The sequence below is a fragment of the Pseudomonas pichavaramensis genome (genome assembly GCF_050473265.1).
GTDB lineage: Bacteria > Pseudomonadota > Gammaproteobacteria > Pseudomonadales > Pseudomonadaceae > Aquipseudomonas.
Genome location: NZ_JBJKFJ010000003.1, coordinates 58,124 through 75,811, shown reverse-complemented (window position 1 = coordinate 75,811; position 17,688 = coordinate 58,124). Strand labels below are relative to the sequence as shown.

19 protein-coding genes are annotated in these 17,688 nt (G+C 63.1%); 4 read left to right on the top strand and 15 right to left on the bottom strand.

Annotated features, from left to right (window positions below; genetic code table 11):
• Window positions 1-2: 2 nt before the first annotated feature.
• Complete coding sequence (locus ACJRW5_RS06095) at window positions 3-782, bottom strand: class I SAM-dependent methyltransferase (RefSeq protein ID WP_484569639.1); 780 nt, start codon at window positions 780-782, stop codon at window positions 3-5.
• Window positions 783-888: 106 nt separating this feature from the next.
• Here ACJRW5_RS06095 and ACJRW5_RS06090 point away from each other — a divergent pair, with 106 nt between their 5' ends.
• Window positions 889-1,656 (top strand): hypothetical protein, encoded by a 768-nt coding sequence (locus ACJRW5_RS06090; RefSeq protein WP_484569638.1) that lies wholly within the window; start codon window positions 889-891, stop codon window positions 1,654-1,656.
• Window positions 1,657-1,714: 58 nt separating this feature from the next.
• Here ACJRW5_RS06090 and ACJRW5_RS06085 read toward each other — a convergent pair whose 3' ends face one another.
• The 7 genes from ACJRW5_RS06085 to ppc all read right to left on the bottom strand — a co-directional run bounded on the left by ACJRW5_RS06085 (window position 1,715) and on the right by ppc (window position 9,030).
• Window positions 1,715-2,416 (bottom strand): extensin-like domain-containing protein, encoded by a 702-nt coding sequence (locus tag ACJRW5_RS06085; RefSeq protein WP_484569926.1) that lies wholly within the window; start codon window positions 2,414-2,416, stop codon window positions 1,715-1,717.
• A 12-nt stretch (window positions 2,417-2,428) separates the two neighbouring features.
• The gene (locus tag ACJRW5_RS06080; protein ID WP_484569637.1) at window positions 2,429-3,298 is read right to left on the bottom strand and encodes a DUF72 domain-containing protein; all 870 of its coding nucleotides are present in this window, start codon (window positions 3,296-3,298) and stop codon (window positions 2,429-2,431) included.
• A 52-nt stretch (window positions 3,299-3,350) separates the two neighbouring features.
• Complete coding sequence (locus ACJRW5_RS06075; RefSeq protein ID WP_484569636.1) at window positions 3,351-3,695, bottom strand: hypothetical protein; 345 nt, start codon at window positions 3,693-3,695, stop codon at window positions 3,351-3,353.
• A 113-nt stretch (window positions 3,696-3,808) separates the two neighbouring features.
• Window positions 3,809-4,492 (bottom strand): tRNA (adenosine(37)-N6)-threonylcarbamoyltransferase complex dimerization subunit type 1 TsaB, encoded by a 684-nt coding sequence (tsaB, locus tag ACJRW5_RS06070; protein ID WP_484569635.1) that lies wholly within the window; start codon window positions 4,490-4,492, stop codon window positions 3,809-3,811.
• A gap of 106 nt (window positions 4,493-4,598) precedes the next feature.
• Window positions 4,599-5,372, bottom strand: coding sequence for a 5'-nucleotidase, lipoprotein e(P4) family (locus tag ACJRW5_RS06065; RefSeq protein WP_484569634.1), 774 nt, complete (start codon window positions 5,370-5,372; stop codon window positions 4,599-4,601).
• A gap of 150 nt (window positions 5,373-5,522) precedes the next feature.
• Window positions 5,523-6,170, bottom strand: a complete 648-nt coding sequence (gene adk / locus ACJRW5_RS06060) for an adenylate kinase (protein WP_484569633.1) — start codon at window positions 6,168-6,170, stop codon at window positions 5,523-5,525.
• A 223-nt stretch (window positions 6,171-6,393) separates the two neighbouring features.
• Window positions 6,394-9,030 (bottom strand): phosphoenolpyruvate carboxylase, encoded by a 2,637-nt coding sequence (gene ppc, locus ACJRW5_RS06055; RefSeq protein WP_484569632.1) that lies wholly within the window; start codon window positions 9,028-9,030, stop codon window positions 6,394-6,396.
• Between the two features lie 151 nt (window positions 9,031-9,181).
• Here ppc and ACJRW5_RS06050 point away from each other — a divergent pair, with 151 nt between their 5' ends.
• The 3 genes from ACJRW5_RS06050 (at window position 9,182) to lptF (ending at window position 11,177) form a co-directional block, all read left to right on the top strand.
• Window positions 9,182-9,532: a pilin assembly protein gene (locus ACJRW5_RS06050; RefSeq protein WP_484569631.1), complete on the top strand. Its 351-nt coding sequence runs from the start codon at window positions 9,182-9,184 to the stop codon at window positions 9,530-9,532.
• 397 nt (window positions 9,533-9,929) lie between these two features.
• Window positions 9,930-10,343: a DUF4398 domain-containing protein gene (locus ACJRW5_RS06045; protein ID WP_484569630.1), complete on the top strand. Its 414-nt coding sequence runs from the start codon at window positions 9,930-9,932 to the stop codon at window positions 10,341-10,343.
• A 48-nt stretch (window positions 10,344-10,391) separates the two neighbouring features.
• Window positions 10,392-11,177: a lipotoxin F family OmpA-related lipoprotein LptF gene (gene lptF, locus ACJRW5_RS06040; RefSeq protein WP_484569629.1), complete on the top strand. Its 786-nt coding sequence runs from the start codon at window positions 10,392-10,394 to the stop codon at window positions 11,175-11,177.
• 58 nt (window positions 11,178-11,235) lie between these two features.
• Here lptF and ACJRW5_RS06035 read toward each other — a convergent pair whose 3' ends face one another.
• The 7 genes from ACJRW5_RS06035 to lysS all read right to left on the bottom strand — a co-directional run bounded on the left by ACJRW5_RS06035 (window position 11,236) and on the right by lysS (window position 17,667).
• Complete coding sequence (locus ACJRW5_RS06035) at window positions 11,236-11,559, bottom strand: PA3694 family proteiin (protein ID WP_484569628.1); 324 nt, start codon at window positions 11,557-11,559, stop codon at window positions 11,236-11,238.
• Window positions 11,556-12,449, bottom strand: a complete 894-nt coding sequence (locus ACJRW5_RS06030; RefSeq protein WP_484569627.1) for an alpha/beta hydrolase — start codon at window positions 12,447-12,449, stop codon at window positions 11,556-11,558. Before ACJRW5_RS06030 ends, ACJRW5_RS06035 begins: the two co-directional genes overlap by 4 nt.
• Entirely contained in the window at window positions 12,439-13,185 is a 747-nt protein-coding gene (locus ACJRW5_RS06025; RefSeq protein ID WP_484569626.1) for a TIGR00266 family protein, read from the bottom strand. Before ACJRW5_RS06025 ends, ACJRW5_RS06030 begins: the two co-directional genes overlap by 11 nt.
• A 216-nt stretch (window positions 13,186-13,401) precedes the next feature.
• Window positions 13,402-14,691, bottom strand: coding sequence for a flavohemoglobin expression-modulating QEGLA motif protein (locus ACJRW5_RS06020; protein WP_484569625.1), 1,290 nt, complete (start codon window positions 14,689-14,691; stop codon window positions 13,402-13,404).
• 8 nt (window positions 14,692-14,699) lie between these two features.
• Complete coding sequence (locus ACJRW5_RS06015) at window positions 14,700-15,251, bottom strand: hypothetical protein (protein WP_484569624.1); 552 nt, start codon at window positions 15,249-15,251, stop codon at window positions 14,700-14,702.
• A gap of 44 nt (window positions 15,252-15,295) precedes the next feature.
• On the bottom strand, window positions 15,296-16,009 hold the full coding sequence (locus ACJRW5_RS06010; RefSeq protein ID WP_484569623.1) for a TetR/AcrR family transcriptional regulator: 714 nt from the start codon (window positions 16,007-16,009) through the stop codon (window positions 15,296-15,298).
• 155 nt (window positions 16,010-16,164) lie between these two features.
• Entirely contained in the window at window positions 16,165-17,667 is a 1,503-nt protein-coding gene (gene lysS / locus ACJRW5_RS06005; protein WP_484569622.1) for a lysine--tRNA ligase, read from the bottom strand.
• Between the last annotated feature and the right edge of the window lie 21 nt (window positions 17,668-17,688).

Here is a 17,688-nt window from a genome sequence, read left to right as displayed (position 1 = left end):
CCTCAGGCTTCCAGCTTCTTCTTCGGGTAGATGTCGTAGCGGCTGGATTTGCCTTCCAGCACGTAGCCCGGCTTGCTGCCCTCGATGGCCGGCGCCTTGCGCGGACGCTTGACCACCACGCGATGACTGGCCAGCGCCAGTGCCGCGGCGAGTAGCGCCGGTGCGTCCAAGTCATCGCCGACGAAGGGACGAAACAGGCGCATTTCCTTCTTCACCAGCGCGCTCTTGTCGCGATGCGGGAACATCGGGTCGAGGTAGATCACCTGCGGCACCTCGCCCTGCCAGCTCTGCATCAACTCGATGGCATTACCGTTGAGCAGGCGCATGCGCGCGGCGATAGGTGCCACATCCAGATCCAGCGCTGCGCGCTGCAAGCCATCTTCCAGCAGCGCCGCGACCAGTGGCTGCCGCTCGATCAGGGTCATCTCGCAGCCCAGGCTGGCGAGTACGAAGGCATCGCGACCCAGGCCTGCGGTGGCATCGAGAATCCGCGGGCGAATCCCCGACTGCACGCCGACTGCCTTGGCGATCATCTGCCCGCTACCGCCACCGAACTGACGGCGATGAGCCGCCGCACCCTCGACGAAATCCACCCGCACCGGCCCTGGCGCCTTGTCGCCCAACTCGACCAGTTGCAGCCCGTCATCACCCAGCTGCAAGGCGAACTCGGTCTCCCCGCCCAACGGTAGTCCCAGGCGCGCCGCCCATTGGGCTGCCGCTTCGGCGTACTGGGGATGCAAGGCTTGCATGTGGATACTGGCTTTATGCCGCTCGTCGGTCATTGGCTCTATCTGCTCAAGAATCACTCAAATCATCGACCTGCCGGCCGATATCGAAGAAGCGGCATTCTGCCAGACCCGGCCGCTTACAGCCGCATCGAGTGTGAACATGTTCGACGCCCTTTCCGCTCCACGCCCGCTCAGCAGCCCTGCACGGTCGCAGCCAATCGACAGCGACCTGGACCGCACGGCGCGCGAACCCCTGAATTACCAGCTCCTGCGCCGCACCCTAGGCCTAGAAGAGCAACAACAGCCCGGCGAGATAGCGCGCAAGCTCAACGACGTGACTGAACAGCCTGCGGTTGCCAGCGGCGCGGCAGTGGTCAGCCAGGCCGTGGTCGAGCAGCGCTCGCTGGAAGTCAACGTCAGCGCCGGGCAAAGACCGCAACAGGTCGACCCACTGGTGCTCGATCTGGCCGGCAACGGCTTCTCCACCAGCGGTCTGAGCCGCCCCGTGCGTTTCGATCTGGACGCCGATGGGCGCATGGATTCGATCAGTGTGCCCACCGGCGACGATGCGTTGCTGGCACTGGACCGCAACGGTAACGGCCACATCGACGATGGCCGCGAACTGTTCGGCGACCAGCATGGTGCCGCCAACGGCTTCGCCGAGCTGGCCCGCTTCGACGACAACGGCGACGGCCGCATCAATGCCGCCGACGCGGTATTCGACCAGTTACGCCTGCTGCGCTTCGACGCTCAGGGCCGCCAGCAACTGCAGACGCTCGATCAGGCCGGCGTCAGTGCCATCGAGTTGCAGGCGCGCGACGTCAGCATCGCATTGGGCGCTTACGATCAGATCGCGCAGCTGGGGCAGTTCGAGTTCAGCGACGGGCGCAGCGGACAAGCGGCCGATCTGCTGTTGGCCAAGCGCTAGCCGCGCCACATCGGCATCCGGGCAGGCTGCGCCGTCCGCCCTGCGGATCGCAAGCGCCTCAGCGACACATCCGCCAGCCGCCCATGTCCACGTGAAAGTGATCACGGTGCGCGGCGTTGTAATCGGGTCCCAGGGTGATGTTGAAGCTGTCGCAGGACGCCTGCTGCACCAGGCGCAGAAAGCGCGCCTTGTCGCCCTCTCCCGGCCAGTCGCGCAGCACGCTGATATGGCGACCGTCTTGCAGGCGAAAGCCGACCATATCCAGAGCATTGGCGTAGGAATGCTGGCTCGGCCGCTGACTGCCGGCAATGCTGCGGCAGGCGTAGCTGCCGACATGCTCGACTCGGCTCACCGGTTGGCCGAACACCGCTTGCGCCGCCGGCTGCAAGCCATGCCGTTCGAACAGGGCGAAACTCACCGCCAGCGGGCAGGTGGCCATGAAGCTGCTGCTCAAACCGACGTTGGCGCCCTGGATGCGCACTGCATTCTCCAGTGGGCACCCAGGATGCGGCGTGCTGTCGGGCAGGCGGGTGAAACGCAGGTCGGTGGTCGCCAGGGCCTGATCGCACAGCGTGCGATCCTCGCGCAGGCGCCAGAGCTTGAAAGCGGTCAGCAGGTTCGGAGCATCACGCACGTCCAGCGTGGCCCAAGGGTTGTAGCGTGGCGGCACATCCAGCCAGCCGCGCCACAGCGCAAGCAGCAGCGCCATGCCGAGCAGCAGGCTCAGCAGCAGCAAACGGCCGACCATCCGTAGCAGCATATTCATGTCCTATCAGAGCAAACCGAGCTGCTCCAGTTCCGGCTCGATTTGTAACACGGCTAGTTCCGGCAACCCCGGCAGGCGTTGCATCAACTGCTGATGAAAACGCCGGGCCAGCTCGGGCGCCAGGCGGTTGTCCGAGGTATGGGCAAAGACGTAGGGACGCAGTCCCTGCTCGATCCAGCCGGCGACCTTGTCCAGCCAGGGGCTCATGAACGGGTCATTGGCCAGCAACTCGGGGTGGCCAATAAAACGCAGCTGCGGGCTCTGGCTGAAGGCTGTGGGCCGGGTCGGCAAACGCGGCTTCTTGGCTTGCGCATGCAGCACGGCGGGCGCTTGCGAATCGCAACTGAACAACGCGCGGGAATCCAGGCAGATGCGCTCGATGCCACGCTCATGCAGCAGGCGATTGAGGGCCCGCTCAGCATCGTCCTTGGCGAAGAACTGCGGATGGCGCACCTCGACAGCCAGCGGCATGTCGCCCCACTGTTCGACGAACGCAGCCAGCTCCGCCAGACGGGACGGGCCGAAGCTGGCCGGCAGCTGCAACCAGTAGGGTGTTACCCGAGCACCGAGCGGTGCCAGCAGCTGACGAAACTGCACCACCTCATCCAGCTGCTGGCAGAGATCGTCGCTGTGGCTGATGTCGCGCGGCAGCTTGGCACAAAAACGAAAGTGCTCCGGCATCTGCTGCGCCCAACGCGCCACCGTCTGTTCGCTGGGCCTGGCATAGAAGGTGGTATTGCCCTCGACCACGTTGAACACTTGGACGTAGCGGCCGAGAAAGTCGGCCGCGCGCGTGTCGTCGGGGTAGAGCGTGCCGCGCCAGGCAGCTTCGCTCCAGGATGGACAACCGAGGTAATAGGGAAGCGCAGCAGTCATCGGTCGATACAACCAACTTGGCAGAGACGCGGATAAGCGCGGTGAAACGGAGTTACGCGTAGAGGTCGAGACCGAGGACTTCTTGCGCGTCGGACTCGCTCGCGTAGGCGGCGGTGGTGCTGTAGCTGGCCAGCGCCTGAGCAGCACGGCCGCTCAACGCCGGTTGTTGATAACCCAGGTCTTGGGTACGCGTGGGCAGGCTGTCGCTGTTACTGCTGCTGGCCTGGACCCGACGAATCTGCGGGGTCTGTTCCAGCCCTTGGCTGCTGGCCGGAGCGGCCGGCTGTTCACGCTGAGCCTCGACTTCCCGCTGCGCCTCGCGATAGGGCGTGACCGCAGTCCCCGAACGAGGGCCGCGATCTGGCGAGTAGGAAGGTAGGTAACCGTCGATCCGCATCTAGGACTGCTCGGTAGGCTCGGCTGAATATGAAATGGTGCTGGCAATGTAGCGGTGCGTATCGCCCTTGGCAAATATCATCTGCCTGTCGACGGCCTACATCCGACCGACTGTCATACGGCTGGCGCCTTGGGTGTGGCGACCTGATCGCGCAGGTAAACCGGTTGCGCCTGATCGGCAGGCAGCGCTTCACCACGATCCCAGGCAAAGCGTGCCAGGCTGAGCAGATCCTCGGCATGCGGTAGCAGGCTGCCGTCCATCGCTGTCGGTTGCAGTGCGATGCGCGCTGCGAAGGTGCCCCAGCCGGTGCCAGCACCGAACCACTCGCTGCTCGCGCCGCGCGGTGCCTCGGCCTGTTCCGGCGGCAGCACGGCCTCCTGCCCCAGCAAACGCATCTCGCCTTGCTCGGCCTGATAGCACCCCCAGTAGACCTCGTCCATACGCGCGTCGATGGCTGCCGCAACCTGAGTGGCAGCCTGCTCACGCAGCGCGCGCTGAGCCAGCACAGCCAGATTGGAAATCGGCAGCACCGGGCGCTCCAGAGCGAAGGCCAGGCCCTGCACCACACCAATGGCGATGCGCACACCGGTAAACGCGCCGGGGCCACGGCCGAAGGCGATGGCGTCCAGCGCCGAAGCGTTGATGCCGGCATCGCCCAGCAGTTGCTGGATCATCGGCAGCAGGCGCTGAGCATGCAGGCGCGGAGCGACTTCGTAGTGACTGAGCACGCGGCCGTCATGCAGCAGGGCGACGGAGCAGGCTTCGGTGGCGGTATCCAGGGCCAGGAGAGTGGTCATTGCATTCGGACAGCTGAAGAAAAAGAGCCGGCATTAGACCGGCTCGAGGATTTTTTTTCCAGCTCCATGACGGTGCCCGGCCCGCGCCGGGCGACCGGTGGGTGCCTTACCAGGGCTCGATGACCGGCTCGGCGTCCCAGCCCTTGAGCGGCGCCTTGGACCAGGTGCCGTAGCCGGCGTTGGGGAAAACGATCCACTCGGTGCCCCATTTACCCGCCTCGTCGGCGACGGTCTGGCGCTGGGCATCGAGCGGGGTCTTGCGAAAACGTGCGTCGAAATCATGCAGGGTATCGCCGAGCAACAACACGATCTGCTGATCGGCACTGACGATGGCGCGGCGCTCGACCTTGGGCGGGCCGAGCAGCAGCACGCTCTCCTCCGAGACCTGCGGTAGGCCGAGCTTGCTCAGGGTGGCCAGGGTGTACTTCTTCTGCTCATCGGCGCGATCGGAAATATAGCGAATGGTCACCCCCAGCTTGTCGGCATGCTCGAGGAACTGCTTGGCTCCGGGGATCAGCGTCGGGGTTCCCTCACGCTCCCAAGGCAGCCAGGTATCCCAGGCATCGAACTGATGACAGTTGGCCAGGTCGCGGGCCAGCAAGGCGCTGTTATCGATCACCGTTTCATCGAGGTCGGTGACGATGGCCAGCTTGGCTGGGTCCTGCGCGGCGGCCACCGCCTTGTCGAGCTTTTCCGTGGCGATGTTGTAAGCCTGCAGTTGCAGCGCCTGGACTTCCGCCGATTGCTGCTGAAAGCGCAGGCCCATGGTGAACTCGGCGACAGAACAGTCGGCCTTGCCCGGTGCAGTGGGTTCGGCCAATGCCAGCGGCGCAGCCAGCAACGTGGCAGCAAGACCCAGGCAGATACGTTTCTCGATCATCGAATACCCTCTTCCATATGGCTTGACCCACCGATACTAACAGGCAGTTAAAAAACCACCTGCCAAAAGGGACCGCCCTTCACTGGCATATGCAGGCTGCAGAAACGACAAGGGCCCCATCAGGGGCCCTTGTTGCTCAAAGCAGGTTGCTCAGTTCAGAGCTGCCAGCGTCTTGGCGGTAATCTCTTCCACGCTGCCAACACCCGGAATGTGCGTGCACTTCGGCGTGCCGGTCTCGGCGGAAAGCTTCTGGTAGAAATCCACCAGCGGCTTGGTCTGCGAGTGGTAGACGGACAGGCGGTGACGTACGGTCTCTTCCTTGTCGTCCTCACGCTGCACCAGCTCTTCGCCGGTCACGTCGTCCTTGCCGGCTTCTTTCGGCGGGTTGTACTCGGTGTGGTAGACGCGGCCGGAAGCCGGGTGTACGCGACGACCGGACAGACGCTTGACGATTTCTTCGTCGTCCACGGCGATTTCCACCACGTGGTCCAGCGCGACACCAGCGTCACGCAGGGCTTCGGCCTGCGGAATGGTGCGCGGGAAACCGTCGAACAGGAAGCCATTGGCGCAATCGGCCTGCGCGATGCGCTCCTTGACCAGATTGATGATCAGGTCATCGGAGACCAGACCACCAGCATCCATCACGCTCTTGGCCTTGAGGCCCAGCTCGGTGCCGGCCTTGACTGCAGCACGCAGCATGTCGCCGGTGGAGATTTGCGGAATGCCGAATTTCTCGGTGATGTAGCGAGCCTGGGTACCTTTGCCGGCACCGGGCGCCCCCAGCAGAATCACGCGCATCGATGTGCTCCTCAAGATTTATCTAGTAATCGGTCGGACTCGCCTCATGGGGCCAATCTCTTGAAAGGTGTGCGGCAGCTGTAGCGGCCAAAAGGCTGCTCAAGATACACAGCGCACCCCAGCCGCACAAGCCGCCTAAAGTCGGATAAAAACCCTCCGCTCGACGCAGCTGCAGCAACCGGCAGCACTGCCGCAGCATGCGTCTCCCGGCTGCTCCGGAGCCTCAGCCGGTATTGCGCAAGCCTGCTGCGATACCTGCCACACTGACCAGCAGCGCCTGTTCGAGAGGGCTCTCCGGCGCCTGCTCGCGCCGCCGGCAGCGGGCCAGCAACTCGGCCTGCAACAGGTGCAGAGGATCGAGATAGGTGTTGCGCACACCAATCGATTCCAGCGTTTCCGGGTTGTGCGCAAGCAGGCGAGACTGACCGGTCAGTTCCAGTACGGCGGAGCAGGCCTGCGACAATAGGTCGCGTAATTGTGCCCCCAACGGTTGCAGCCCCGACTCGACCAGGCGCTCATCGTAGAGTGCAGCAATACTGGCGTCTGCCTTGGTCAGTACCATCTCCAGCATGTCGATGCGCGTGCGGAAGAACGGCCAGCCTTCACGCATTTCTTTCAGCAGCTCACCATCGCCGCCCGCCAATGCCTGGCCCAGAGCCTGCTCCCAGCCCAGCCAGGCCGGCAACATCAGACGTGTCTGGGTCCAGGCGAAGATCCACGGAATCGCCCGCAGGCTCTCCACGCCACCTTCACGTCGCTTGGCTGGACGGCTGCCCAGCGGCAGGCGCCCCAGCTCCTGCTCCGGCGTGGCCTGGCGGAAGTATTCGACGAATTGTGGATGCTCACGCACCACGCCGCGATAAGCCTTCACGCCAACATCGGCAAGACGATCCATCATCGCCCGCCAGCTCGGTTGCGGTGCTGGCGGCGGTAGCAGCGTAGCCTCCAGAACCGCGGCGAGATAGAGGTTGAGGTTCTGCTCAGCGATATCCGGCAGGCCGAACTTGAAGCGGATCATTTCCCCTTGTTCGGTGGTACGGAAACGTCCTGCCACCGAGCCGGGCGGTTGCGACAGAATGGCCGCATGCGCCGGACCACCGCCACGCCCCACGGTACCACCACGGCCGTGAAACAGCAGCAGTTCAACCTGATGCGCCTGGCTCAGCCGCACCAGCTCCTCCTGGGCGCGATACTGCGCCCAGGCCGCTGCGGTGGTACCGGCATCCTTGGCCGAATCGGAGTAACCGATCATCACCTCCTGTGGTCCATGCAAACGCGCACGATAGCCCGGCAGGCCGAGCAAACGATCGATCACCGGGCCGGCGTGGTCGAGATCGGCCAGGGTTTCGAAAAGTGGCACCACACGCATCGGCCGGCGCAACCCGGCCTCCTTCAACAGCAGTTGCACCGCTAATACATCGGAGGCAGCGCCGGCCATGGAGATCACGTAAGACCCCAGCGATGCCGCCGGGGCCGCCGCCACTTCACGACAGGTCGCCAGCACTTCGGCAGTGTCTGCCGAGGGACGATAGTCGACGGGCAACAGCGGCCGGCGATTCTCCAGCTCGCGCTGGAGAAATCCCAGCCGCGTCTCTTCATCCCATTCGGCGTATTTTCCCAACCCCAGGTAGTCGGTGATTTCCGACAGTGCCGCAGCATGGCGGGCAGCGTCCTGGCGCACGTCCAGGCGCACCAGGAACAGGCCGAAGGTGGCCGCACGGCGCAGGCAGTCAAGCAGCGGACCGTCCGCGATCACGCCCATGCCGCAGGCATGCAGCGACTGGTAGCACAGCTGCAGCGGCGCCAGCAGATCATGGTTGTCGCGCAGCACTGCGCTGCTCGGTGCGATGTCGCTGTCGAGCGACTGCTGCGCCCAGCGGCGCGTCTCACGCAGGCGCTCGCGCAACTGCTTGAGCAGTGCACGATAGGGTTCTGCGCTGTCACCGACCTGAGCGCGCAGCTCGGCGCTGGCCTGCTGCATGGACAGCTCGGCGGCCAACTGGTCGATGTCGCGCAGATAGAGATCGGCGGCCATCCAGCGTGCCAGCAGCAGCACCTCGCGCGTTACCCGCGCAGTGACATTGGGGTTGCCGTCACGGTCGCCGCCCATCCAGGAAGCGAAGCGAATCGGCGCAGCCTCCAGCGGCAGGCGCAGACCGGTGGCGGTCTGCAAACTCCTGTCGGCACGACGCAAAAACTGCGGCACGGCGTGCCACAGCGAATGTTCGATAACGGCGAAGCCCCATTTGGCCTCGTCCACCGGACTGGGACGACTGCGGCGGATCTCCTCGGTATGCCAGGCCTCAGCGATCAGCCGCTGCAAACGCTCGACGATGTGCTCGCGCTCCGTGGGCAGCAGATCGCTGTGGTCCAGTGCGGTCAGCTGGGCGGCAATGGCGTCGTACTTCTGGATCAGGGTACGCCGCGCCACCTCGGTGGGATGTGCCGTGAGTACCAGCTCGATATCCAGACGACCAAGCTGACGCGCCAGCTCCTCCGGGCCCTGGCCTGCGGCGAGCAGGCGCTCGAGCAGTTCATCGAGCACACTCAGCTCGAAGGGTTCTGGCTCATCTGCACGGCGACGTCGCACACGATGCTGCTGTTCGGCGATATTGGCCAGGTTGAGAAACTGGTTGAAGGCGCGCGCCACTGGCAATAGCTCTTCATCCTCCAACTGGCCCAGCGTACTGGCCAGTTGCCCCGTGTCGGTAGCCGAGCCACGCCGCCCCGCCTTGGCGTCCTTGCGAATGCGCTCGATCTTGTCGAGGAACTCATCGCCCAACTGGGTGCTGATGGTCTTGCCCAGCAACTCGCCAAGCAGGTGCACTTCTTCACGCAGGCGCACATCAATTTCTGCCATGTCGCACTCCTCCTCCTTACCGATGTCAACAGAGTGCCCAGCGCGCCAACTTCTTACAAGGGTGCGACGCGCACCACGGCGGACAGATGCGCTGGGTCTAGGCTTGTTGCAGGGCTTGCCCCTGCTTGCGTCAACTGCGAGGAGATACAGCATGAGAATTCGAGAGCTGGCACAACACTGGGAACAGAATGCCAAGGGACGCCTGACATCGACCCGCTATCAGATTCATCTGGACGTGGAAGCGGCTGCTCGACTGGCTGCGCTCACGGAGATGTATCCCAAGCATCACAGCGAAGAACTGCTGGGCGAATTGATCGGCGCAGCACTGGAGGAACTGGAAGCCAGCCTGCCTTACGTACAGGGCAACAAGGTGGTGGCGGTGGATGAACAGGGCGACCCTCTCTACGAGGACGTCGGACCTACGCCGCGCTTCCTGGCGCTGTCACGCAAATATCTGCGCGAAATCACGACAGATGACGAGCGAGTTAGCCAACAGGCCTGACCCAGCAACTGATCGTTCAGCATATCGAACAGCGATCATTATTTTCGTCACACCATAGGACTCTTTGCGAGCCACTTCTGCGGCGGATGACAGGGGCAACAGCAGGTCTAGCTACCTTGCCCCTCTCAATCCCAGCCCGACCATATTCCTATAACCCTCTAAAAGTGGGCACCTCAGCGTCACCACTCGCTTTTCTACGCGTCATTCTTACTGACACGACTCGCCCAGCTGATGCCCCTTGCAGAACTCAGATAGCAAGCAGCCTGTTCTTTTTTCTGAACCATTGAGGATGCATACGGGTCCCAACTGCAGGTCGTCGCGGCATGCCAGCCTCGAACGGGGCTACTGCTCGATGCACCGTTTTCCACGGATATCGTCATTCATAGGAGTGTTTCAAATGGAGTTAGCCGCCATGAAGACCCGTACCGAGAAGACCCCGCACACTCGCCTGCATGGCTTGAAACTGGCTGCTCTGGCTCTGACCAGCAGCCTCGTGCTCGCCGGCTGCGCGGGCAATCCCCCCAGTGAGCAATACGCCGTGACCGAGTCTGCCGTGAATTCGGCGATCAGCGCCGGCGGAACCGAATTTGCTCCGGTGGAGATGAAAGCCGCGCAAGACAAGCTGAAAGAAGCGGAATTCGCCATGCACGAGGAGGAATACGAGAAAGCTCGCCGCCTGGCTGAACAAGCCGAATGGGATGCCCGCCTCGCCGAACGCAAGGCCGAGGCTGCCAAGGCCGAACGCGCGCTGCAGGACGCCCGTCAGGGTGTTCAGGACCTGCGTGAAGAAGGCATGCGCAACGCACAGTGAGCCGCCCTCACCTCCCCAATTCGCTGACAGATATAAGGATGAATCGCCATGCGTAAACACGTGATGATCCCCGCCCTACTGGCTCTGAGTGTCGGCCTGGCTGCCTGCTCGCACCAGCCCAACGCCAACCTGGAGTCGGCCCGCAGCAACTTTTCCACCCTGCAGAGCGACCCGCAAGCCACCAAGCTGGCAGCACTGGAAACCAAAGAAGCCAAGGAGTGGCTGGACAAGGCCGACAAGGCCTACATGAACGACGCGGATGAGAAAAAGGTCGACCAACTGGCTTACCTGACCAATCAGCGCGTCGAGGTCGCGAAGCAGACCATCGTTTTGCGTAGTGCCGAAGACGAGCTGAAAAACGCATCGGCACAACGCGCTCAGGCACTGCTGGATGCTCGCGATGCGCAGATTCGCAAACTGCAGGAAAGCCTCAACGCCAAGCAGACCGAGCGCGGCACGCTGGTGACCTTCGGTGATGTGCTGTTCGACTTCAACAGAGCCGAGCTGAAGAGCAGCGCCCTGCCCAGCGTCACCCAACTGGCGCGCTTCCTTCAGGAAAACCCGGAACGCCAGGTGATCGTCGAGGGCTATACCGACAGCGTCGGTTCCGCCACGTATAACCAGGGCTTGTCCGAGCGTCGTGCCGAGTCGGTACGCCGCGCGCTGATTCGCGCTGGCGTGTCGCCGTCGCGCATCGTCGCCCAGGGCTACGGTAAGGAGTATCCGGTGGCGGACAACTCCACCGACTCTGGCCGTGCACAGAATCGTCGCGTGGAGGTGACCATCTCCAACGACAACCAACCCGTGGCTCCGCGCGCCTCTACCGGCGCCTGACAGCAGCGTTGCAATGAAGAAACCCGCCTGATGGCGGGTTTCTTTTTGGGCTTTGCTCTTACTGCTCCAGCGCCGGGGTCTCCTGGCCCATGCAGCGCACCGCCTGTTTCTTGCTGTCGACCAGCACGCCGGTCAGGCCCTTCTGCTCCAGATCGAACAGCACCAGCACCCCGTCGACGCATTGAGCGACCTGATTGGCCGGTTTCAGCGAGACCTTGTAGTCCTCACCGGGAATGGTCTTGAGCATGGTGAAATCGGACAGCAGCAAGGCATCTTCGGGTTTGGCGAAATGCACGTAGCCGTAGTACCAGAGCACGCCAACGGTGCCAACGACACTGCCGATGGCGGTGAGAATCAGAGGAATGGGATTGCGTTCGGTCATTGCGGACTCTCTATTGCAGATTCGGTAGCCGGGTCCGGGCGCTCGAGGAAAGCGTGCGGCGCTTTGAAGAACGCCAGCAACGATTCGCGCCAGATGGGTTCGGCGAAGGTTTGCACGTGTGCGCCGCGGGTTGTCTGGAAAGCACGTGGCGGGGGCGCAGCTTGATACAAACGCTGGCCATTGGAAAGCGGCACGATCGTGTCGTCAACACTGTGATAGATCAGCAGCGGCAAGCCCTCGAGTTTGTCGATGCTGCGAATGGCACTGTCACCATCCGGCACCAGCCAGGACAGCGGCACCTGCAACGGCCAGGTCAGCCAGGACGTGCTCAGCGCATGTTGCGCGACATCGCGATAGCTCGCCGGCACACCATCCAGAGCCATGGCCCGCAAGGCTGCACGGCGCTCGGGATGCTCGGCCAGGTAGTGCGTGGCCAAGGCGCCGCCGAGGCTCTGCCCCAGCAGGAACAGTGGCTGACCCTGGACCTCTGGCGCCTGTTCGAGCCAGGCGAATGCAGCGTCTATATCCTGATACACCTCAGGCAAGCGCGGCTTGCCTGCGGAAAGCCCGTAGCCGCGATAGTCCAGCATCAGCACCTGGTAGCCCTGCTCCGGCAGCCAGTGCACGCCACCCAGATGCCAGGCCAGATTGCCGCCGTTGCCATGCAGATGCAGCACCGTACCCTTGACCGGCGTGCCTGCCTTGACCGGCAACCACCAGGCGTGCAGACGGGTACCATCGGCGGCCTGCAGTTCAATGTCGCGATAAGCCAGGCCAGCGCGCTCGGGCGTGATCGGCAGCCCAGGCTCGGGATAGAACAGCAAACCGCTGCAACCGGCCAGCCACAGACTGGCCAGCAGCAAGCCCCAGGTTCGCAGCCTATTTACCACCGGCGCGAACCTCCTCTCGGGCTTGTACGGTCGCCATGTAGACACGCTCGGCCAGGCGCGAGAATGGCAGGCTCTGAATCCATACACTGCCGGTGCCCTTGAGCGTGGTCAGCAGCAGCCCCTCACCGCCGAACAGCATGCTCTTGAGGCCACCGGCCAAGGCGATGTCGTAGTCGATACCGTCGCTGAAAGCCACCAGGCAGCCGGTATCCAGTCGCAGCGTCTCGTTGTTCAGCTCCTTGCGAATCACCGTACCGCCAGCATGAACGAAAGCCAGCCCGTCGCCCTCGAGCTTCTGCAGGATAAAGCCCTCGCCGCCGAAGAAGCCGGCGCCGATGCGCTTGCTGAAGCTGATACCGATGCGGGTGCCATGCGCCGCACAGAGGAAGGCGTCCTTCTGACAGATCAGCTTGCCGCCGATCCGGCTCAGCTCGATCGGCACCACAGTGCCGGGATAGGGCGCGGCGAAAGCGACCCGCGCCTGGCCCTTGCCGGTGTTGCTGAAGTGGGTCATGAACAACGACTCACCGGTGAGCATGCGCTTGCCGGCGCTCCACAGCTTGCCCAGCACGCCACTGGAAGAGCCGTCGCCCATGCGCGTGTCGAAGCGTACGCCCTCGGTCATGTAGTTCATCGCCCCGGCTTCGGCGATCACCGTCTCACCGGGGTCGAGGATGATTTCCACCGACTGCGCCGAGCTGCCGAGGATTTCGTAGTCGAGTTGATGGCTGGCCATGGGGATTCCTTGAGTGGGCAGGTAGCAACGGCCGCCCACTGGCAGGCGGCCGCAGGCACTAGCAGGCCGTTGAAACGTATCCGAGGCAGCCAGTGCAAGGCAAAAACAGGCGAAAAAGTGGAGTTTACGAGCTGTGAATGAGCATTTTGACCGGGCTGGCGTTCCAGCCTGTTTATAACGCAGCAATGGCAACGCAGGTAGTTTTTCAACCGCCTGCTAGAGGATGTTGGCGTAGTCCGCTTCAATGCGGTCCAGGCTCAGGTGGTTGAGGAAGTTGGAGAAGCACATCCACGCCGACAACGCGTTCATGTCCTGGAACTGCTGCGGCAGGTACTTGGGCGGCAGCACCAGGCCTTCGTCCACCAGCTTGCGCAGGGTGCGCATGTCTTCCAGGGTGGTCTTGCCGCAGAACAGCAGCGGAATCTGCTCCAGCTTGCCTTTGCGCACCGCCAACTGGATGTAGTTGTAGATAAGGATAAAGCCCTTCAGGTAGGACAGGTCCTTGGTAAATGGCAGACCGCTCGGCAGGGAGCCGCGAAACACCCGGCTGGCGTTGCTGTAGCTGCCTTCGAGGCCATAACCCTGCTCACGGAAGAACTCGAATACCTGAAGGAAATCTGCGCCCTCCTCGGCCATATGAATGGCGCGGGTGCGGTTGGTCAGCTTGCGCAAACGGGTCGGGTAGGAGGCGAACGCGATCACCTCCATGAGGATCGCCAGGCCTTCCTGGGTCACCGTCGACGAAGGCGGGCCCTTGGCCAGGAAGGTGCAGATCGGCTGATTGAGGCCGTTGAGGGTGGTGCCCACATGCACCAATCCTTCGTGCACCTCCAGCGCCTTGACGTCGCGCTCGTTGAAGCGCGCATCACTGCGGATCTTGATGTAGTCGGCACCAGCGGCGGCATCGGCGAGGATACCGTCGGATTCCAGCACGCGTACCGTATCGTCACCGAACACCTGGGCCAGGCGCTGCTGGAGGATGTTCACCGCATCGCCGGCGCCGAGGGTCTTGGCCTCGTCTTCGAGATCGCCACGGGCATCGATGTTGTTCAGGTAATCGGAGAGCATCAGGCCGAGGTCGGCCAGGGTCGGGTCGCCGGCGTGGAAGGCGTCCGAGGCCGAGCCGTATAGCTCCTGGCTGATCAGGCCGAAATCCTCGGTACCACGCGCCTCGAGCATGCGGATGACCATGCGGTACTCGCGGCACATACGGCGCATGATCTGTCCCACCGGGCTGAACTGGCCCAGCTGGCGGGTGATATCACGCTCGATGTTCTGGAACTCCAGGCGCTTGGCCGCAGCATCGAAGCCCAGCGGACGGCCCTGGTAGTAGGCGCGGTCGATGGCCGGCGGCTGCTTGCCCTTGGCCTTGAGAAAACCGTCGCGAATGCCGTCGTCCCATTTCACCGCGTCGAGCACGCGGATCGGTGTCTGCGCCTCGACGATACGGTCGCTCAGGGCGCGGATACAGAGTTGATAGTCATCCAGTTTCTGCTGGCTGTTCATTACGCTCCCTACTCGGCAACCCGCTGATAACGTGCAATCTCGACGAACAGGTCGGCATTGGCCGGATCATCGAGATAGGCGAACACCTTGTCCAGCGGGCTGGTGATCAATGCCCCATCGGCTTCGGGCATGGAGACCGTCTGGCCTTCAAGCAGGCCTTTGTCCATGTCCTGAAGAATACGGTCGGTATCGAGGTTGTACACCACCAGTTCGTTGTCCCGGGTCAGCTCGAAACCGGCGATGGCGAAATTGGCGCCCAGGCTTTTCGGCAACCCGGCCGAGACGTACCAGCGACGGCCGTGATGGGCGACGGTGAAGCCGAACTCCTCGAAGCTGTCCTCGTTGTCTGGGCTGCCTTCATAGATGCGCGCCTCGTAGAGGTTGGAGCCGGCGCGGGTGATTTCCAGAAACAGCTGATCGCCCCACTCGTCTTCGCGGCTCCACTCCCCGAGCAGCGGGATGGGCGCTGCCTCGTTGGCCGGGATCGGATCCTTGAAAGTAACCAGGCAACCACTCAACAGCAGGAAGGACAGGGCGACCAGTGCGCGCCAGGCTTTCATTTCGCTCTCCTTGTGAAAAACCGCTCGATCGCGAGATCGAAGACTTACAACCCCAGAACCAGGTTCATGTAGCGTTTAAGGATGGCCAGCATTCCTTGGCTGTCCAGATGCTCGACGCCGTCCAGCAAACCCTGATACTCCATCCGCACGATGGTGGCCGTCAACAACACCGCGTCCTGCTCCGGCTGACGTGAACCAAGCACCTCGAAAAACTGAGTCACGCCCTGCTGCAGGATCTGCCGATGAGCCCGCACCAGCTCGCTGAGCCGAGGATTGAGCAACGCTTCCTGCTGGAACGCCTGCTCGGCGATCAGATGATCTCGGCTATCACGCAACTGACGCTGAACGTACTGCAGCGCCAGCTCGGCGATCTCGTCGGCCAATCGACGGCGGGCAGCCTCGCTGCCATCCAGACGGCCGACCATCTCCTGCAGCGTGCCCTGGATACCCGCCCAGAACGCAGCCATGTACGCCGCACTGCGCTCGACGAACTGAGCGAAGGTATCGGTGATCAGGTCATCGATGTCCTTGAAGTAGTAGGTCGTGGCAGACAGTGGCACCTGGGCTTCGGCCGCTACCGCGCGATGACGCACCGCGCGAACCCCCTCGCGCACGATGATGCGCATGGCGGCGTCGAGAATGGCCTGGCGACGCTGCTCGCTGCCCTGTCGGCTGGCCTTGCGCCCCTGATACTGGACGCTTTCGACAACGGCGTTGGCCGCCTGACTGGCATTCTTGGGCGCAGGCACAGGACTCACGGCGGGCGGACCTCTACGTTCTGATTATGACTGGCAGCGTACTGGGTTCGCCGGCCGACCAACAGGGCTGATGCCTCAGCCTGTCGCAGCTTGAACGAACCCGACGTGCAATGGATAGCAAGAAGCCGCCCGGAGGCGGCTTCTCGATTCCTGCATCAGGCCTGCGGGCGCATGTGCGGGAAGAGGATCACGTCGCGGATCGACGGCGAGTTGGTCAGCAGCATGACCAGACGGTCGATGCCGATGCCTTCACCGGCAGTCGGCGGCATGCCGTATTCCAGGGCGCGGACGAAGTCGGCGTCGTAGTGCATGGCTTCGTCGTCACCGGCGTCCTTCTCGGCCACCTGAGCGAGGAAGCGCTCGGCCTGGTCTTCGGCGTCGTTGAGCTCGGAGTAGGCATTGGCGATCTCGCGGCCACCGATGAACAGCTCGAAGCGGTCGGTGACGTTGGGGTTCTGGTCGTTGCGACGGGCCAGCGGCGAAACCTCGAAGGGGTACTCGGTGATGAAGTGCGGCTGCTCCAGCTTGCTCTCCACCAGCTCCTCGAAAATCATCACCTGCAGCTTGCCCAGGCCTTCGTGGCCGAGCACCTTGGCGCCGGCTTTCTTGGCGATGGCGCGAGCCTTGTCGACGTCGTTGAGATCGGCCTCGGTGATGTCCGGGTTGTACTTGAGGATCGAGTCGTACACCGACAGGCGCACGAACGGCTCGCCGAAGTGGAACACCTTGTCGCCGTAAGGCACATCGGTGCTGCCCAGCACGGCCAGGGCCAGCTCGCGGAACAGCTCCTCGGTGAGGTCCATGTTGTCGCGGTAGTCGGCGTAGGCCTGGTAGAACTCGAGCATGGTGAACTCGGGGTTGTGGCGGGTCGACACGCCCTCGTTACGGAAGTTGCGGTTGATCTCGAACACTTTCTCAAAGCCGCCAACAACAAGCCGCTTGAGGTACAGCTCCGGGGCGATACGCAGGAACATGGCCATGTCCAGTGCGTTGTGGTGAGTCTCGAACGGCTTGGCCGCGGCACCACCGGGGATGGTCTGCAGCATCGGGGTTTCCACTTCGAGGAAGCCGCGATCATTGAGGAAACGACGGATGTGAGCGATCACCTGCGAGCGCACGCGGAAGGTGTCACGCACTTCGTCGTTGACGATCAGGTCGACGTAGCGCTGACGGTAGCGCTGCTCGGTGTCGGTCAGGCCGTGGTGCTTGTCCGGCAGCGGGCGCAGCGACTTGGTCAACAGGCGCACGTTGTTCATGTGCACGTACAGGTCGCCCTTGCCGGAACGGGCCAGGGTACCTTCGGCGGCGATGATGTCGCCCAGGTCCCAGGTCTTGATCGCTTCCAGGGTCTCGGCCGGCAGGCCCTTGCGGTCGACGTAGACCTGCAGACGGCCGGAGGTGTCCTGCAGCACCATGAAGGCGCCACGGTTGAGCATGATGCGCCCGGCGATCTTCACCGGGATGGCCGCGGCCTCCAGCTCTTCCTTGCTCTTGCCCTCGTACTGTTTCTGCAGGTCGGCGCACAGGCTGTCGCGGCGGAAATCGTTGGGGAAGGCAATGCCCTGCTCACGGACGGCAGCAAGCTTTTCCTTGCGCTGGGCAATCAGCTTGTTTTCTTCCTGTTGCAGTTCGTTCTGGTCGAGTTGTTGGTCGCTCATGATCTTGGTGGTTCCTGAGTC

Bases quoted from the DNA above. Each gene is read 5' to 3' on its own strand.
- tsaB (WP_484569635.1), bottom strand. From the start codon at position 4,492: ATGACCACTCTCCTGGCCCTGGATACCGCCACCGAAGCCTGCTCCGTC.
- ACJRW5_RS06095 (WP_484569639.1), bottom strand. From the start codon at position 782: ATGACCGACGAGCGGCATAAAGCCAGTATCCACATGCAAGCCTTGCAT.
- ACJRW5_RS06045 (WP_484569630.1), top strand. From the start codon at position 9,930: ATGGAGTTAGCCGCCATGAAGACCCGTACCGAGAAGACCCCGCACACT.
- adk (WP_484569633.1), bottom strand. From the start codon at position 6,170: ATGCGCGTGATTCTGCTGGGGGCGCCCGGTGCCGGCAAAGGTACCCAG.
- ACJRW5_RS06025 (WP_484569626.1), bottom strand. From the start codon at position 13,185: ATGGCCAGCCATCAACTCGACTACGAAATCCTCGGCAGCTCGGCGCAG.
- ACJRW5_RS06015 (WP_484569624.1), bottom strand. From the start codon at position 15,251: ATGAAAGCCTGGCGCGCACTGGTCGCCCTGTCCTTCCTGCTGTTGAGT.
- ACJRW5_RS06065 (WP_484569634.1), bottom strand. From the start codon at position 5,372: ATGATCGAGAAACGTATCTGCCTGGGTCTTGCTGCCACGTTGCTGGCT.
- ACJRW5_RS06080 (WP_484569637.1), bottom strand. From the start codon at position 3,298: ATGACTGCTGCGCTTCCCTATTACCTCGGTTGTCCATCCTGGAGCGAA.
- ACJRW5_RS06090 (WP_484569638.1), top strand. From the start codon at position 889: ATGTTCGACGCCCTTTCCGCTCCACGCCCGCTCAGCAGCCCTGCACGG.
- ppc (WP_484569632.1), bottom strand. From the start codon at position 9,030: ATGGCAGAAATTGATGTGCGCCTGCGTGAAGAAGTGCACCTGCTTGGC.
- lysS (WP_484569622.1), bottom strand. From the start codon at position 17,667: ATGAGCGACCAACAACTCGACCAGAACGAACTGCAACAGGAAGAAAAC.
- lptF (WP_484569629.1), top strand. From the start codon at position 10,392: ATGCGTAAACACGTGATGATCCCCGCCCTACTGGCTCTGAGTGTCGGC.
- ACJRW5_RS06035 (WP_484569628.1), bottom strand. From the start codon at position 11,559: ATGACCGAACGCAATCCCATTCCTCTGATTCTCACCGCCATCGGCAGT.
- ACJRW5_RS06050 (WP_484569631.1), top strand. From the start codon at position 9,182: ATGAGAATTCGAGAGCTGGCACAACACTGGGAACAGAATGCCAAGGGA.
- ACJRW5_RS06085 (WP_484569926.1), bottom strand. From the start codon at position 2,416: ATGCTGCTACGGATGGTCGGCCGTTTGCTGCTGCTGAGCCTGCTGCTC.
- ACJRW5_RS06075 (WP_484569636.1), bottom strand. From the start codon at position 3,695: ATGCGGATCGACGGTTACCTACCTTCCTACTCGCCAGATCGCGGCCCT.
- ACJRW5_RS06020 (WP_484569625.1), bottom strand. From the start codon at position 14,691: ATGAACAGCCAGCAGAAACTGGATGACTATCAACTCTGTATCCGCGCC.